Below are 15,571 nucleotides of genomic sequence, written 5' to 3' on the forward strand. Positions count from 1 at the left end.
CGGCCGTTCCCGGGCCGCCGGCTCAGCGCTGCGGGTAGTGCCGTTCGCCCGGCCCCACGTAGAGCTGGCGCGGGCGGCCGATCTTGGTCTCGGGGTCCTCGATCATCTCACGCCACTGGGCGATCCAGCCCGGCAGTCGGCCGATCGCGAAGAGCACCGTGAACATCTTCTCCGGAAAGCCCATCGCCTTGTAGATCAGGCCGGTGTAGAAGTCGACGTTCGGGTAGAGCTTGCGCTCCACGAAGTAGTCGTCGGCGAGGGCCTTCTCCTCGAGGCGCATGGCGATCTCGAGCTGCTCGTCGTTGCCGCCGAGCTTGTCCAGGATCTCGTGGGCGTAGCCCTTCACGATGCGCGCCCGCGGGTCGTAGTTCTTGTACACCCGGTGGCCGAAGCCCATGAGCCGGGCGCCCGACTCCTTGTTCTTGACCTGCTCCATGAACGCCTCGGGCGCGATGCCCTCCGTCTGGATCCGGTTCAGCATGGTCAGCACCGCCTCGTTCGCCCCGCCGTGCAGCGGGCCGTAGAGGGCGTTGATGCCCGCGGACACGGAGCCGAACATGTTGGCGTGCGAGGAGCCGACGAGCCGCACGGTGGAGGTCGAGCAGTTCTGCTCGTGGTCGGCGTGCAGCATCAGGAGGATGTCCAGCGCCTTGGCCATCGTCGGGTCGATCTCGTAGTCCTCGGCGGGCACGCCGAAGCACATGCGCAGGAAGTTCTCCGAGTAGTTGAGGTCGTTCTTGGGGTAGGGCAGCGGCTCGCCCTTGGACTTCTTGTACGCGTAGGCCGCCAGGGTCGGGACCTTGGCGAGCAGGCGGATCGTGGAGATCTCGACCTGCTCCTTGTCGAAGGGGTCCAGGGAGTCCGCGTAGAACGTCGACAGCGCCGAGACCGCGGAGGAGAGGACCGGCATCGGGTGCGCGTTGCGCGGGAAGCCGTTGAAGAAGCTCTTGAGGTCCTCGTGGACCATGGTGTGCCGCCGGATGCGCGTGTCGAAGTCCTCGAGCTGCTCCGGTGCGGGCAGCTCGCCGTAGATCAGCAGGTAGGCCGTCTCGATGAAGCTCGAGTGCTGGGCCAGCTCCTCGATCGGGTAGCCGCGGTAGCGCAGGATCCCGCTCTCGCCGTCGATGTAGGTGATCGACGAGCGCGCGTTGGCGGTGTTCATGAAGCCGGGGTCGAAGACGACGTTGCCCGTCTCCTTGAGCAGGTTGGAGATCGCGTACCCGCGGTTGCCCTCCGTGGCGTCCTGGACGGGCAGCTCCAGCGGGCTGCCGTCGCCGTAGTCCAGCTGGGCGGTCTCGGTCTTCTGTGCAGAATCGGTCATGTTCGTCCTCCGCGAGTGGATGTCGGTGTCCGGTGCCCGTGGTGGCCGTGCCGGGCGCCGCCGGTGGCGCGGCACGGGCGTGTCTCGGGACACAGCGATCGTCAGGGTCCAACCTACCTGCTCCGTCCGCGCCGGGACCAATCCCGTCCCGGGGACAGGACCGTTCAGGGACGGCTCAGGCGGTCCACGGCGGCGTCGATCCGCTCGTCCGGGGCGGTCAGCGCCAGGCGCACGTGCCCCTCCCCCGCGGTGCCGTAGAACGCCCCCGGGCCCACGACGACGCCGCGCTCCGCGAACCGCCGCACGGTGGTCCACGAGTCCTCCCCGGCCGTGGCCCACAGGTACAGCCCCGCCTCGGAGTGCTCGATCCGCAGCCCGAAGGCCTCCGCCGCGGGCACGAGACGCTCGCGGCGGGCCCGGTAGAGCGCCTTCTGCGCCTGGACGTGGGCGTCGTCGCCCAGGGCCGCCCGCATGGCCTCCTGGACCGGCGCGGGGACGATCATCCCGGCGTGCTTGCGGGAGTTGACCAGGCCGGCCATCAGCCGGGGGTCCCCGGCGAGGAACGCCGCGCGGTAGCCCGCGGCGTTCGACTGCTTGGACAACGAGTAGGCGGACAGCAGCAGGGACGGGTCGCCGCCGCTGACCCGCGGGTCGAGCACCGAGGGCACCGGTTCGCCGCCGTGCTGGACGTCCCACGCGCCCCAGCCGAGCTCGGCGTAGCACTCGTCGGAGGCCACCACCGCGCCCAGGGCCCGGGCCTGGTCCACGACCCGGCGCAGGGACGCGGCGTCGCGGACGATCCCGGTCGGGTTGCCCGGTGAGTTCAGCCACACCAGGCGCACCCTGGCGCGGACGTCCGGGTCGAGCTCGTCGAGGTCGTCGGCGGCCACGGCCTCCGCGCCCGCGAGCCGCGCGCCGATGTCGTAGGTGGGATAGGCGACCGAGGGGCGCACGAGCACGTCGCCCGGGCGCAGCCCCAGCAGCAGCGGCAGCCAGGCCACCAGCTCCTTGGAGCCGACCGTGGGCATGACCGCGGCCGGGTCGAGCCCCGGCACGCCGCGGCGCCGGGCGTACCAGGCCACGACCGCCTCCCGCAGGGCGGGCGTCCCGTGGGTGGTGGGATAGCCGTGCGCGTCGGCCGCGGCCGCCAGCGCGTCCTGGACCACCAGGGGCGTCGGGTCCACCGGCGTGCCGATCGACAGGTCCACGACCCCGTCCGGGTGCTCCGCGGCGACGGCCCGGTACGGGGCCATCGTGTCCCACGGATAGTCCGGCAGGTCGAGCCCGAAGACCCGGTCGGTCACAGGGCGACGTCCTGGTTCTGCGGGGGCAGCCCGGCGATCATGGGGTGGTCCGTGTGCGTGTTGCCGAGCTTCGCGGCGCCGCCGGGCGAGCCCAGGTCGTCGAAGAACTCGACGTTGGCCTTGTAGTAGTCGGCCCACTCCTCGGGGGTGTCGTCCTCGTAGTAGATGGCCTCGACGGGGCAGACGGGCTCGCAGGCGCCGCAGTCGACGCACTCGTCGGGGTGGATGTAGAGCGAACGCTCCCCCTCGTAGATGCAGTCGACGGGGCACTCCTCGACGCAGGCCTTGTCCTTCACGTCGACACAGGGCTGGGCGATGACGTAGGTCACGGCGTTGTTCACCTTTCTGCTGGGATGCTGGCTCCAGTCTATCCACGGCTCCCCCGCTACGATGACAGCCATGACCCCTCCGACATCCGGCTCAACGTCACCGTCCGGGGCGTCATCCGCCGCCCTGCGCTTGCTCCGGGGCCTGCCGTCGGGTACGCGCGTGAGCGTGCGCTACGCGCTGGACGACGACGACGCCTCGGGACTGCCGCTGACCGACGCGCTGGGCGAGCTGACCGCTGTGGACGCCGGGACGCTGACGGTCCGCACCCGCCGCGGGGACGTGGTGGTCGCCGCCCGCGACGTGCGGGCCGCGCGCGTGGTCCCCCCGGCGGCGCCCCGGCGCCGCCGGGGCTGAGCTCAGAGCGTCCGGACCCACCGGGCCGTCACGAGCACCGAGGCCAGCGTCACGGCGAAGACGGCCACGAACCACGCCAGCCCCACGACCCCCAGGAGCGTGCCCGGATCCGTCACCACGATCGTGGATCCGTCCCCGCCGTAGGCGAAGAGCCAGGACAGCAGGTACGTGACGAGCCCGGGCACGGCGGCGGCCCACACCCGCCGGGTCGCGGTGCCCGCCCACAGCGAGACGCTCAGCAGCAGGGCACTGGCGAAGACCAGGCCCCACGGCAGCCACCAGCCCGCGGGCGCGTGCCAGACGGCGCCGTGCAGGACGGCCGCCGTGCTGCCGCCCACGAGCCCGGCCGCCGCGGAGGTCACGAGGGCGGCGGGCACGGAGAACGGCCCTGCCGGGGCCCCCGCGCGCGGCTGCCCGGCCCCGTCCGCGGCGGCCTCCGGGTCCCCGGCCACCAGCCGGTAGGTCTCGAGGGAGCTCAACGGCTGCCACACGCCGTTGGAGAGGGCGAAGTGCGAGGCGTCCGCGGCCAGGACGATCTGGGTGGCGTGGGCGGCCATGGCCCCCCGCTTGCGCTCGGCGGATCCGCGCACCGCGGCCTGCGGACGCGGGTCCCCGGTCCGGGCCTCGCCCTCCACGGCCCACACGAGCGGGGTGTCCCAGGGGTCGGCGTTCCCGTCCGCGGTGCCCGCGGCCAGCCGGGCACCCAGCACCGCCGCCGCGGCGGTCCGGACGTGGTCCGGGTGGCCGTAGCCGCCGTCGTCGTCGTAGGTCACGAGCACGTGGGGGCGGACGGCGCGGATCGCGGCGGCCACGTGCGCGGCCGCCTCCTCCGTGGAGGCCGCCGTGAGGCTGCGGGGCGAGGAGTCCTCCGCCGGGGCCGCCCGGCCGTCCGGGCCCCAGGACATCCCCGAGTCGGCGTAGGAGCCGGTGCCGTTGGCGAACCCCGCGGCAGGGTCCAGGGCCGGGGGCTCGCCGGCGAAGAACCGGTCGGCCACCCCGAGGCGCGCCGCGGCGTCGTCGAGCTCTCCGACCCGGTACAGCCCCAGGGCCGTCCCGTCGTCGGTGCTGCCCGGGCGGCCGGCCTCGAGGTGGCGCAGGGCCTCGGGGATGACCTCCCCCCGCTCCCCGCGCGTCATGGTGAGCAGCACGACCCGGGCGCCGAGCCCGGCGTACCGTCCCATCGTGGCGCCCGTGGCGATGGACTCGTCGTCCGGGTGGGCGTGGACGAACAGCAGCCGGGCGTCCTCCGGGCGCAGACCCGGGGGCAGCAGGCCGGGCAGGGCGTCCTCGCGCACGAGGGCGCCCTGCTCGGGGTAGTGCGGGACGGGCTGGGTCACGGCCGGGCCTGCTGCGCTCGGGTGGGGCGGGTCAGGCGCGGGCCCGGGCCCGGTTCGCCTTGAGCCGCTCGTTGGCGTCGAGGACCACCTTGCGGATGCGGATGGTCTCCGGGGTGACCTCCACGCACTCGTCCTCGCGGGCGAACTCGAGGCACTCCTCGAGCGTGAGCTTGCGCGGGGGCGTGAGGTTCTCGAAGGTGTCGGAGGAGGCCGCTCGCATGTTGGTGAGCTTCTTCTCCTTCGTGATGTTGACGTCCATGTCGTCGGCGCGGGAGTTCTCGCCCACGATCATGCCCTCGTAGACCTCGGAGGTGGGCTCCACGAAGAACGTGCCGCGCTCCTGCAGGTTGATCATCGCGAAGGGCGTGACCACGCCCGCGCGGTCGGCGATCAGCGAGCCGTTGGTGCGGTACTCGATCTCGCCGGCCCAGGGCTCGTAGCCGTCGGCGTAGGAGGAGGCGATGCCCGCGCCGCGGGTGTCGGTGAGGAAACGGGTGCGGAAGCCGATGAGCCCGCGTGCGGGGACCTTGAACTCCATCCGCACCCAGCCGGTGCCGTGGTTGGTCATGGCGGTCATGCGGCCCTTGCGGGAGGCCATCAGCTGGGTCACCGCGCCCAGGTACTCCTCGGGCACGTCGATGATCATGTGCTCGACGGGCTCGTGCACCTTGCCGTCGACGGTCCTCGTGACGACCTGGGGCTTGCCGACGGTGAGCTCGAAGCCCTCGCGGCGCATCTGCTCGACCAGGATCGCCAGGGCGAGCTCGCCGCGGCCCTGGACCTCCCACGCGTCGGGGCGCTGGGTGGGCAGCACCTTGAGGGACACGTTGCCCACCAGCTCCTTGTCCAGCCGGTCCTTGACCTGGCGGGCCGTGACCTTGGCGCCCTTGACGCGGCCGGCCAGCGGGGAGGTGTTGATGCCGATGGTCATGGAGATCGCCGGGTCGTCCACGGTGATCAGGGGCAGGGGCCGCGGGTCCTCCGGGTCGGTGAGGGTCTCGCCGATCGTGATGTCCTCGATGCCGGCCACGGCCACGATCTCGCCCGGCCCGGCCTCCTCGGCGGGGACGCGGTCCAGGCCCTTGGTGGCCAGCAGCTCGGAGATGCGCACGTTCTTGAGCTGGCCGTCCGCCCGCGCCCACGCCACGGTCTGACCCTTCTTGAGGGTGCCGTTGAAGATGCGCAGCAGGGCCAGGCGGCCCAGGAACGGGGAGGCGTCCAGGTTCGTCACGTGCGCCTGGAGCACGCCCTCCGGGTCGTAGGACGGGGCGGGGACGTGCTCGATGATGGTCTTGAACAGCGGCTCGAGGTCCTCGTGGTCCGGGAGGGAGCCGTTGGCCGGCTGCTCGAGGGACGCACGGCCGGCACGTCCGGCGGCGTAGACGACGGGCACGTCGAGGACGGCGTCCAGGTCCATGTCCGGATCCTCCTCGGAGATGTCCGAGGCCAGGCCCAGCAGCAGGTCCATGGACTCGTGCACGACCTCCTCGATCCGGGCGTCGGGGCGGTCGACCTTGTTGACCACGAGGATCACGGGCAGCTTGGCCTCGAGCGCCTTGCGGAGCACGAACCGGGTCTGGGGCAGCGGGCCCTCGGAGGCGTCCACGAGCAGCACAACGCCGTCGACCATGGACAGGCCCCGCTCGACCTCGCCGCCGAAGTCGGCGTGCCCCGGGGTGTCGATGACGTTGATCGTGACGGTCTGCCCGCCGGCGGAGGGCCCGTCGTAGAACACCGTGGTGTTCTTCGCGAGGATCGTGATCCCCTTCTCGCGCTCCAGGTCACCGGAGTCCATGACGCGTTCCTCGACCTCGCCGTGGGCGGAGAACGCGTGCGTCTGCTGGAGCATGGCGTCCACGATGGTCGTCTTGCCGTGGTCGACGTGGGCCACGATGGCCACGTTGCGGAGGTCGGCGCGCTGGGCGGTGGTGGAGGTGACAGGCATACGCGGAGGTCTCTCTTCGGGTGGAGATGCGGGGGGAGGTGCAGCCCTCCCGATGGAAGCGGCCGGGGCGCCGCCGCGCGCCCGGAGGTGTCCGGACGGGGGCGCCCACGCACTGGGCCACCGACCAGTCTACCCCGGACGGGCGCTCGCCCGCTGTGATCCTCCCGACGCCGGCCGATCCCGCCGGCGCACCCCGGGCCGCGAGCCGGTCCCCGCGACCGGCGGACCGCAGGCCTGTAGCCTGGTCCGATGGTCGAGCAGAGCGCGTGGATGGACAAGGTGCGGGCCGATCCCGGGCACTCGTCGTGGTACGTCGAGCGGTTCCGGGCCCTGGCCGCCGCGGGCGAGGACGTCGCCGGGGAGGCGCGTCTGGTCGACGCCATGGTCCCGCGCCGCGCGCGCGTCCTCGACGCCGGCTGCGGGGGCGGGCGCAACGGCGGCCACCTGCACCGGGCCGGGCACACCGTCGTCGGCGTCGACGTCGATCCCACCCTCGTCGCGGCGGCCCGCGAGGACCACCCCGGCCCGGAGTGGATCGTGGGCGACCTGGCCGTGCTGGACCTCCCCGCGCGCGGACGGGCCGAACCGTTCGACGTCGTCCTGTGCGCGGGCAACGTCATGACCTTCCTGGCCCCCAGCACGCGCACCGAGGTCCTGCGGCGGTTCCGCCGGCACCTGGCCCCGGACGGGCGGGCGGTCGTCGGCTTCGGCGCCGGGCGCGGCTACCCCTTTCCCGAGTTCTTGCACGACGCACGGGAGGCCGGGCTCGTGCCCGACCTGCTCCTGTCCACGTGGGACCTGCGGCCGTTCCGGGAGGACAGCGACTTCCTCGTGGCCGTGCTCAGCGGCGCCCCTGCCCCGCGGGGCTGAGGGCCGGGAAGAAGGTCAGGGGGACTGCGCCGGGGCCGGTGCGCCGTCGCGCGGCCGCCGGCCCCACCGGCTCGGGGTCACCAGGAGGGCAGCTGCGGGAGCGGGCCGTCGGCCTCGACGTTCTCGGACTCGCCGCGGGCGAGCCACTCGAGCAGGCCCTCGCGGTCGGACTCCACCCGCAGGGCGCCGTCCCCGATCACCCACTCGTCGCGCTCCTCGGTCACGAGCGTCATCCCGGGGGCGCCCTTGAACCGCATCGTGCGCACCGCGGCCTCGAGGGCGTTGAGCAGCGAGTCCGGGTCCGCCTCCTCGATGGTCCAGGCGGTGTCGAGGTCGTGGTGGTGGACGACGATCTCGGCGATGCGCAGCGCCACGATCGAGGTGGCGGGGATCCGCTTGCCGTGCAGGTGCACCTCCTCGACCGCCAGGTCGCCGCCGAGCCGCTCCGCCTGCTCGGCGAAGTAGGCCGCCGAGTCGCGCAGCTCCCGCAGGAGCTCCTCGCGGGGCAGCGCCGCCAGCTCGGCGATCTCCTGGTTGCGGGCCTCCGCGGAGGCGTAGGGGGCCTGCTCCTCACCGCTGGTCGCCCAGTCGATGAGCTTCACCAGGGCGCGCCCGTTCGAGGCGATGTGCGCGACGACGTCGGCGCGCGTCCAGCCCCCGCACAGCGAGGGCTCGGCCAGCTCGCGCTCCGAGAGGGAGGCGGCGGTGGCCAGGAACATGTCGGTCTCACGGCCGAGGCGGGACAGGTCCGAGTGCAGGCGGGCGGCATTGATCATGCCCTCACCCTAACCACCGCGCCGATATCCCGACCACCGTGCGGGCCGCCGGATCCATACCGGAATCGTCCCAGTGACCGTCCGGGCGGGGCGGGCCGGGCTCAGAGGGCGGGCAGCCTCGCGAAGGCCCGCTCGGCGGCCCGGGTGCGCGCCGGCGAGAACGCCTCGAACGGGTCCAGCACGAGCTGCTGTCCCCCGGCCCGCCGGGCGCGCGCCCACGTGCCGACCACCCGGCCGCCGGCGACCACGGTGGGCTTGAACACCCCGTTGCCCCCGGGGACGATGCGCGCGGAGTGCTCCGCGGCCAGCACGTGGGAACGGTCGCCGTAGCCGAGGACGTACTCGTCGAAGGGCGGCAGCAGATACACCCCCGCCGCCCGGCGGTCCCGGCGCACCCGCTCCCCCAGGACCTCCGGCGCGCACCACAGCTCCCGGCCCGAACGGTCGCGCACCGCCACGACGTCGTCGAGCGCCGCGACCGCGGCGGCCACCACGGAACGCGGCAGGGCGGACCACCTGGCCGCGTCCGCCACGGAGACGGGACCGTGGCTGCGCACGTACCGGCCGATCCAGCGCACCACGACCGGCGGGACGCCGTCGCCGCCGGGACCCGGGCCTGGCTCATCGGCGCCGGGCCCGGCGGGGACCCAGTCCGCGACGGGCACCACGAGCTGGTCCCGGCCGTCGGCGCTCAGCGGCCCGAGGCACAGGGTCGCCTCGAGGTGCAGGGCGAACAGGAGGTGGTAGGCCCTGCCGGGCAGCCCGAGCAGCCCTGCCTCCTCCCACGCGGCGAGGACCGTCCCACGGGGCCGGGGTCCGTGGCGCAGGACGGACAGGGCCGTCTCCCTGGCCGCCGCCAGCCGGTCGTCCACGCCCAGGTCGCGGCGCCGGGCGGCCACCGAGGACACCGTGCGCGGCCCGAGGACCGCCAGCCACGCCCGCAGGTCCTCGGCGGGCACGAGGTGCAGGGTGCCGCGCATGGACCAGGTGCGCACGACGCGTCCCCGGTCGAAGGCGGCCCGGAGTCCGTCCGCGCCGGCGGCCCGCCGCAGTCCCACCGACACGAGGGCCCCCGGCAGGTCCTGTGCCTGCACCGCCCCGAGGGCCCGCACCACGTCCTCCGGCGCCACCGCGGCCGGCCGCACCAGCCCGTGCGCGGTCAGCCGCGCCAGGCCGATCTCGCGGTCCGTGAGGAACTCGGCGCCGCTCACCGCAGCGCCCGGCCCCGCTGCTCGGGGAGCACGAACGTGGCGGCCGCCGCGACGAGGAAGGCCGCGCCGAAGACGGCGAAGACCAGGACCAGGTCGTAGCGCTCGCCGCCGGCCGCCAGCAGGACCGGCACGAACAGGGGCGCCAGGATGGAGGCGATCCGGCCGAAGGCGGCGGCCGCCCCCGTTCCCGTGCCCCGCAGCGCCGTGGGGTAGAGCTCGGGACCGATGGCGTAGAGCGCGCCCCACGCGCCGAGGTTGAAGAAGGACAGGCCCATGCCCGAGGCGACGACCTGCCACGGGGCCACCACGGCGCCCAGGGACACGATGCCGAACAGGGCCGCGCTGAGGGCCGAGCCGCCCAGGAACACGGCCAGGGTGACGCGCCGTCCCCAGACCTCGATGAGCCAGGCGGCCGCCGCGTAGCCGGGCAGCTGGGCCAGCGTGATGACCAGCACGTAGCCGAAGGACGTGGTCAGCGTGAAGCCCTGCTGGAGCAGCAGCGTCGGCAACCACGTGAAGGCCCCGTAGTAGGAGAAGTTGATGCAGAACCAGATCGTCCACAGCCCGCCCGTGCGCCGGCGCAGGTCCGGGCTCCAGATGCTCCGGTCGGCCCGCGGCCCCGAGGGCGTCGCGTCCGGGGCGGCGTCCGCGGCGCGGGCCTCCTCCTCGGACTCCCTCCGCGACCGGCCCAGGGGCCGGGCCCGTTCGAAGGCCCGCACCGCGGACTCCGCCTCCTGCGTCCGCCCGCGGCTCTCGAGGAACCGGACGGACTCGGGCAGCGCACGGCGCACGACCACCGCGTAGACCGCCGGCACCACGCCCACCACGAGCGCCCAGCGCCAGCCCTCCGGCGAGGACGGCACCACGAAGTAGCCGACGAGCGCCGCGAGGATCCAGCCGACGGCCCAGAAGGACTCCAGGATCACGACCAGGCGGCCGCGGATGCGCCGCGGGGCGTACTCCGAGACGAGGGTGGAGGCCACGGGCAGCTCCGCGCCCAGGCCCAGTCCGACCACGAAGCGCAGCGCCACCAGCACGGCCACCGACCCGGCCAGCGACGACGCCCCCGTGGCGAGCCCGTAGACCAGCAGGGTCAGGGCGAAGACCTGGCGCCGGCCGATCCGGTCGGCGAGCAGCCCGCCCAGGCTCGCGCCCACGGCCATGCCCACGAAACCGATCGAGGCCAGCAGGGACAGCTCCCCCGAGCCCAGGCCCCACTCCTGGGCGAGCGCGGCCATCACGAAGGAGATGAGGCCCACGTCCATGGCGTCGAGCGCCCAGCCGACGCCGGAGCCCACCAGGAGCTTGCGGTGCTCCGTGGTGAACGGCAGGCCGTCCAGTCGCTGCGAGCGGGTGGGCGCCGGCCCGCCCTCCCCGGGCCGCGGGTTCTCGGGCATCCTCCGCTCCTTCCCGTGGGCCGCTCGCGCGGGGACCGTCCTCGGGGTCCGGTCGTGCGGGCCGGCCGCACGCTCCCGGCGGCCCGTGCCCGGTCTGCGACCACTGTAGGCGCTCGGCGGGCCGTGACACTCCGAGGGCACATCCAGCATGTCGACCCCGGACGAGCCTCGTCGTGCCCTGCCTCTAGACTGGGAGGGTCCCCACCGCCGGCCGCCGAGGGAGCCGCCTGTGACCACGGTCGCCGTCTACCTGGTCGTCGTCTTCTGCGCAGGCGCCCTCGCCGTTCTCATGCGCCTGCCCCCGCTCATCGGGTTCCTGGCCGCGGGCTTCGTGCTCAACGGCCTCGGCGTGGAGCGCCTGCCGGCGCTGGAGCACCTGGCCGACGTCGGCGTCACGCTCATGCTCTTCGGCATCGGTCTCAAGCTGGACGCCCGGTCGCTGCTGCGCAAGGAGATCTGGGGCACCGCCGGCATCCACATGGTGCTCAGCACCGCACTGGGTGCGGGCTTGCTCGGGCTGCTCATGCTGGTGGGCCTCCACCTGCCGGGCCAGGACGCGCGTGCGGTCGTGCTGGCAGGCTTCGCGCTGTCCTTCTCGAGCACGGTGCTCGTCTTCAAGGTGCTCGAGGAGCGCAGCGAGACGACCTCGCTCTACGGCCGCGTGGCCATCGGCATCCTCATCGTCCAGGACCTGGCGGCGGTGGCATTCATCACCGTGACGAGCGAGCACCCGCCGAGTCCCTGGGCGGCCGCCCTCCTCCTCCTCCTTCCCGCGGCGTGGGTCTTCCGCCGGATCTGGAGTCTGATCGGTCACGGCGAGATGCAGGCGCTCTTCGGCATCGTCATGGCGCTGGTGCCGGGCTACGCGGCGTTCACGGCAGTAGGCCTGAAGGGGGACCTGGGTGCCCTGGTGGTCGGAGCGCTCCTGGCCTCCCACGCGAACGCCGGCGAGCTGTCCCGCGTGCTGTTCACGCTGAAGGACCTCCTGCTCGTCGCCTTCTTCGTCTCCATCGGCTTCTACGGCATGCCGACCCCGGAGATGGTCGTGATGGGCGTGCTGCTGCTCGCACTGCTGCCCACGCAGTCGATGCTGTTCGTGGTGCTGCTGTGGGCCTTCGGCCTGCGCCGCCGGACGTCCCTGCGGACCGGTCTCGCCCTCGCCAACCACTCGGAGTTCGCGCTCATCGTGGGCGCCGTCGGAGTCTCCGCGGGGATCCTGGCGGACGCCTGGCTCGTGCTGCTCTCCGTGGCGGTGGCCGTGAGTTTCGTCGCCTCGTCCCTGATCAACCGGCGCGGGTCGTCCCTCATCAGCCTGCTGGCACGGCGGCTCCCGGAGCATCCGGAGCACCGGCTGCTCCCGGAGGACCAGCCGATCGACATCGGTCACGCCGAGGTCCTGGTGCTGGGCATGGGCCGGGTGGGACAGGCGGCCTACCGGGAGCTCTCGCAGGAGCACGGCTACTCCGTGGTCGGCATCGAGAACGCCACGGACCGCACCGATCGGCTTCGCGAGGAGGGCTACGACGTGCAGAACGCGGACGCGACGGACCAGGAGTTCTGGGAACGCGTGATCGCGACGGGCCACGTGCACATCGCGGTCCTGGCCATGCCCTTCCACGGGTCCAACCTGGTCGCGCTGCGCCAGCTCACGGAGTCCGGGTTCACGGGGTGGGTCGCGGCGGTGGCGCAGTACGACGACGAGGTCCAGGAGCTGCGCGACAACGGCGTGGGAACGGTGTTCAACCTCTACAGCGGGGCGGGCCTGGCGCTGGCCGTCGAGACGGTGGAGGCCCTCGGCGGGCGTGCCGACCGGCCGCCCCCGTGTGACAGTGATGATGTCCGTGGTGACGCCGTGGGCGGGCCTGACCCGCCGACTGACTGACCGCACGACCGACCGACGACAGTGCTCCGACCGCTCCATCGTGGGGTGGCGCCGGCGTGACCCTGCCGACGCCCGTCCCGACGCAGAGGAAGCAGCCGCCTTCGTCCCGGTGGGCAGGGCGTGCTCGGCGGACGAGCTCGGCCGGGGAGGTCCGCCCCGGCACCGCCGAGCCCTCGGGCCCGGCCCCGCCCGGGCGGCCGCGCACCACTGCACGGCCGTGGCCTGCGGGGTCCGCTCCAGCAGCGGCCCACCACGTGCCCCAGGAACCCGCCGCGCTCCCGAACCGATCCCCGGTGACCCACGACCAGGAGGAGGCATCCCCGCCGTCACGAGGACTCGGTGGTCCCGAGGAGGCCCTTCAAGCGCCCCGCTGCACGGCCTTGCAGAGCTGGACCAGCCGTCCCGTCTCCGGGGCGGGACGGTCCCCCGGCCCCCGGGACGCCCGACGGGCGGCGACCGTCCACCGCACGAGCGCCCACGCCCGCAGGCGCTCGGGATCGGCCTGCGCCGCGAGGGCCAGCGCCTCGATCCGGTCGGCGAGCGCCGCGGCCCGGGTCCCACCGTGCGCGGCCTCGGCCGCCGGGTGCCCCAGCGCGGGGACCAGGGCGAACTCCGGCGTTCCGAGCACGGGGACCGCTCCCGTCGCCAGCCACGGCGCACGCCGTGCGGCGTGGACCGCTCCGTGGTGCAGCTCGCGGTGCACGAGAGCGGCGTCGAGCTCGTCGCGCCGCAGCCGCGAGAGGTTCTTCGCCGCCTGGAGCCGGAACCTGCGGGGGAAGCGGGAGTCCAGCCCGGCGTCCGCCTCGAGCTCCTCCTGCCACCGGCCCGCGGCCTCCGACAGCCGGGCGAACGGCGGTCTCGGGGGCCGGGCGAGGGCCCGGACGAGCTCTCCCAGGACACGGCAGGACTCGAGCTCGGGCAGCTCGCGCAGGTCCCGGTCCTCCGTGCGTTCGAGCAGCAGGGCCCGGTCGGCCGGCTCGGCGCGCAGCAGCCGGACGGCCCCGCACCCGCCCCACAGCCGCAGGGCCAGGTGCTCGTGGTCGTTGCCGGACCGGGAGATGCGCAGCACGGCCGGCTCCCCGGAGCGGGTGCGCACCGGCAGCTCCAGGGCGCCGTCGTCGTCCCGCGGCGTGCCGTCGGGGCGCAGCCGCCACGCGGACAGGTACCGGGCGGCGGACCCGCCCGCGTCGTCTCCCGTCATCCCGCACCTCCCGGTCACCACGCTGCCGGACCATCATCGCTGCCGGACCGGCGTCCCGCACAGCCGCTCCCCGCCCGGGTCCGGCGCCGCGGGGCGCGCCCGTGACGGAGGCCGGGACGGCTAGACTTCGTGCGCCCACCCCGGATCCCAAGGGAGGTCCCGCGCCCGTGAACGACCTGCTGTTCGCCTTCGGCCTGACGCTGTTCGCGGGGCTGGCCACGGGTGCGGGCGCGTTCCTGGCGCTGGTGACGAGGCGCACCGACGCCAAGTTCCTGGCCGTGAGCCTCGGGTTCTCCGCCGGCGTGATGATCTACGTGTCCATGATCGAGATCTTCGTCAAGGCGAAGGTCGCCCTCGTGGCCGAGCTGGGCGAGCGCGGAGGGTCCTGGGCCACGGCGGGCGGGTTCTTCGGCGGGCTCGCGCTGATCGCCGTGATCGACCGGCTGGTGCCCTCGCGCGTGAATCCCCACGAGTACCCGCACGACGACGACGGACGGCACCGGCGGCTCATGCGGATGGGGACGATGACGGCGGTGGCCATCGCGATCCACAACTTCCCCGAGGGCTTCGCCACGTTCGTGGCGGCGATGCAGGAGCCCGCCGTGGCGATCCCGGTGGTCGTGGCCATCGCCCTGCACAACGTGCCCGAGGGGATCTCCGTGGCGGTGCCCATCCACCACGCGTCCGGCAGCCGCCGGAAGGCCTTCCGCTGGGCGTTCCTGTCCGGGCTGGCCGAGCCCGTCGGCGGCGTCCTGGGCTATCTGGCGCTGTCCACGGTGCTCGACGAGACCCTCTTCGGCGTCGTCTTCGCCGGCGTGGCGGGCATCATGGTCTTCATCTCCCTGGACAAGCTGCTGCCCACGGCCCAGGAGTACGGGGAGCACCACCTGTCCGTCTACGGGCTCGTGGCGGGGATGGCGGTCATGGCCGTCAGCCTGCTCCTGTTCGTCTGAGGGCGCGGCCCGGCCGCGACCGGGCCGTCTCCTCCTCCGGGGCCACGACCTCGGTCACGTCCCGCCGGCCGGGGACGGCCGGCGGATCGGCACCCCCGCGGCCCGGCCCGCGGCGCCGAAGGCCTCGGCCAGGCCCGCCCGGGAGGCGTGGGCGTTGAGCCCGCTGGGACTGGGCAACGCCCACAGCCGCGCTCCCGCCAGGTCCCGGGGCTGCGGCCCCAGGACGGCACGCGGGTCCTCGAAGGCGTGCCGGTAGGCCGTCACACCGGCCACCGCGACGACCGCGGGGCGCAGCCGTGCCACGAGCTCGGCCAGGCGCTCCCGGCCGGCCACGAACTCGGCGGGGTCCAGCTCGTCCGCCCGGGCCGTGGCACGCCCGACCAGGTTCGTGATGCCGATGCCCCGGTCCAGCACGTGCTCACGGTCCGCCGCCGTCATGCCCGCGGAGCAGTCGACGAGCCGGCCGGTCAGGCCGGCGTCGTGCAGCGCCGGCCAGAAGCGGTTGCCCGGCCGGGCGAAGTGCGCCTGCGTGGCGGCCGCCCACAGGCTCGGGTTGATGCCGCAGATCAGCAGGCGGAGGTCCGGACCGAGCAGGTCCGGGAGCGTGGTGTCCCGGGCCGACTCGAGGTCCGCCCGGCTCGGCCGGGTGCCGTGGGACGCCTGCGGTGGTGCCATGCCGCCATGGTAGGC

14 protein-coding genes are annotated in these 15,571 nt (G+C 74.0%); 4 read left to right on the forward strand and 10 right to left on the reverse strand.

Going from position 1 to position 15,571, the window contains the following annotated elements; genetic code table 11:
• Positions 1–22 precede the first annotated feature (22 nt).
• The 3 genes from ACH9EU_RS04895 to fdxA all read right to left on the reverse strand — a co-directional run bounded on the left by ACH9EU_RS04895 (position 23) and on the right by fdxA (position 2,954).
• Positions 23–1,321: a citrate synthase gene (locus ACH9EU_RS04895; RefSeq protein WP_396412821.1), complete on the reverse strand. Its 1,299-nt coding sequence runs from the start codon at positions 1,319–1,321 to the stop codon at positions 23–25.
• 164 nt (positions 1,322–1,485) lie between these two features.
• On the reverse strand, positions 1,486–2,625 hold the full coding sequence (gene dapC / locus ACH9EU_RS04900) for a succinyldiaminopimelate transaminase (protein ID WP_396412822.1): 1,140 nt from the start codon (positions 2,623–2,625) through the stop codon (positions 1,486–1,488).
• Positions 2,622–2,954 carry a ferredoxin gene (gene fdxA, locus ACH9EU_RS04905; protein WP_396412881.1) on the reverse strand — a complete coding sequence of 111 codons (333 nt, stop codon included), beginning with the start codon at positions 2,952–2,954 and terminating at the stop codon, positions 2,622–2,624. Before fdxA ends, dapC begins: the two co-directional genes overlap by 4 nt.
• Before the next feature lie 130 nt (positions 2,955–3,084).
• Here fdxA and ACH9EU_RS04910 point away from each other — a divergent pair, with 130 nt between their 5' ends.
• The gene (locus ACH9EU_RS04910) at positions 3,085–3,309 is read left to right on the forward strand and encodes a putative acetyltransferase (RefSeq protein WP_449555791.1); all 225 of its coding nucleotides are present in this window, start codon (positions 3,085–3,087) and stop codon (positions 3,307–3,309) included.
• Positions 3,310–3,311: 2 nt separating this feature from the next.
• On the opposite strand, the gene ACH9EU_RS04915 is transcribed toward ACH9EU_RS04910, so the two are convergent.
• Positions 3,312–4,646 (reverse strand): PIG-L family deacetylase, encoded by a 1,335-nt coding sequence (locus ACH9EU_RS04915; protein ID WP_396412824.1) that lies wholly within the window; start codon positions 4,644–4,646, stop codon positions 3,312–3,314.
• A 31-nt stretch (positions 4,647–4,677) separates the two neighbouring features.
• Entirely contained in the window at positions 4,678–6,591 is a 1,914-nt protein-coding gene (typA, locus tag ACH9EU_RS04920; RefSeq protein ID WP_396412825.1) for a translational GTPase TypA, read from the reverse strand.
• 249 nt (positions 6,592–6,840) lie between these two features.
• Here typA and ACH9EU_RS04925 point away from each other — a divergent pair, with 249 nt between their 5' ends.
• On the forward strand, positions 6,841–7,461 hold the full coding sequence (locus tag ACH9EU_RS04925) for a methyltransferase domain-containing protein (protein WP_396412826.1): 621 nt from the start codon (positions 6,841–6,843) through the stop codon (positions 7,459–7,461).
• 77 nt (positions 7,462–7,538) lie between these two features.
• Here the strand turns inward: ACH9EU_RS04925 and ACH9EU_RS04930 are convergent, their stop codons facing one another.
• The 3 genes from ACH9EU_RS04930 to ACH9EU_RS04940 form a co-directional block, all read right to left on the reverse strand.
• A complete protein-coding gene (locus tag ACH9EU_RS04930) occupies positions 7,539–8,237 on the reverse strand; it encodes a maleylpyruvate isomerase family mycothiol-dependent enzyme (RefSeq protein WP_396412827.1) in 699 nt (232 codons plus the stop codon).
• Between the two features lie 101 nt (positions 8,238–8,338).
• On the reverse strand, positions 8,339–9,448 hold the full coding sequence (locus ACH9EU_RS04935; protein ID WP_396412828.1) for a DNA glycosylase AlkZ-like family protein: 1,110 nt from the start codon (positions 9,446–9,448) through the stop codon (positions 8,339–8,341).
• Positions 9,445–10,845: an MFS transporter gene (locus ACH9EU_RS04940; RefSeq protein ID WP_396412829.1), complete on the reverse strand. Its 1,401-nt coding sequence runs from the start codon at positions 10,843–10,845 to the stop codon at positions 9,445–9,447. Before ACH9EU_RS04940 ends, ACH9EU_RS04935 begins: the two co-directional genes overlap by 4 nt.
• A gap of 229 nt (positions 10,846–11,074) precedes the next feature.
• Here ACH9EU_RS04940 and ACH9EU_RS04945 point away from each other — a divergent pair, with 229 nt between their 5' ends.
• Positions 11,075–12,727: a cation:proton antiporter domain-containing protein gene (locus ACH9EU_RS04945; RefSeq protein WP_396412830.1), complete on the forward strand. Its 1,653-nt coding sequence runs from the start codon at positions 11,075–11,077 to the stop codon at positions 12,725–12,727.
• A gap of 358 nt (positions 12,728–13,085) precedes the next feature.
• On the opposite strand, the gene ACH9EU_RS04950 is transcribed toward ACH9EU_RS04945, so the two are convergent.
• Entirely contained in the window at positions 13,086–13,928 is an 843-nt protein-coding gene (locus ACH9EU_RS04950) for an aminoglycoside phosphotransferase family protein (protein ID WP_396412831.1), read from the reverse strand.
• 167 nt (positions 13,929–14,095) lie between these two features.
• Between ACH9EU_RS04950 and zupT the strand changes: the two genes are divergently transcribed.
• Positions 14,096–14,881: a zinc transporter ZupT gene (zupT, locus tag ACH9EU_RS04955; protein WP_396412832.1), complete on the forward strand. Its 786-nt coding sequence runs from the start codon at positions 14,096–14,098 to the stop codon at positions 14,879–14,881.
• Positions 14,882–14,935: 54 nt separating this feature from the next.
• On the opposite strand, the gene ACH9EU_RS04960 is transcribed toward zupT, so the two are convergent.
• Positions 14,936–15,556: a uracil-DNA glycosylase family protein gene (locus ACH9EU_RS04960; protein ID WP_396412833.1), complete on the reverse strand. Its 621-nt coding sequence runs from the start codon at positions 15,554–15,556 to the stop codon at positions 14,936–14,938.
• Positions 15,557–15,571: the final 15 nt, after the last annotated feature.

This window comes from Kocuria rhizosphaerae (assembly GCF_044462265.1).
Lineage (GTDB): Bacteria > Actinomycetota > Actinomycetes > Actinomycetales > Micrococcaceae > Kocuria > Kocuria rhizosphaerae.

Excerpts from the sequence above, each read along its gene's own strand:
- ACH9EU_RS04895 (WP_396412821.1), bottom strand. The coding sequence starts at position 1,321 with ATGACCGATTCTGCACAGAAGACCGAGACCGCCCAGCTGGACTACGGC.
- typA (WP_396412825.1), bottom strand. The coding sequence starts at position 6,591 with ATGCCTGTCACCTCCACCACCGCCCAGCGCGCCGACCTCCGCAACGTG.
- ACH9EU_RS04925 (WP_396412826.1), top strand. The coding sequence starts at position 6,841 with ATGGTCGAGCAGAGCGCGTGGATGGACAAGGTGCGGGCCGATCCCGGG.
- ACH9EU_RS04930 (WP_396412827.1), bottom strand. The coding sequence starts at position 8,237 with ATGATCAATGCCGCCCGCCTGCACTCGGACCTGTCCCGCCTCGGCCGT.
- ACH9EU_RS04940 (WP_396412829.1), bottom strand. The coding sequence starts at position 10,845 with ATGCCCGAGAACCCGCGGCCCGGGGAGGGCGGGCCGGCGCCCACCCGC.
- ACH9EU_RS04950 (WP_396412831.1), bottom strand. The coding sequence starts at position 13,928 with ATGACGGGAGACGACGCGGGCGGGTCCGCCGCCCGGTACCTGTCCGCG.
- ACH9EU_RS04960 (WP_396412833.1), bottom strand. The coding sequence starts at position 15,556 with ATGGCACCACCGCAGGCGTCCCACGGCACCCGGCCGAGCCGGGCGGAC.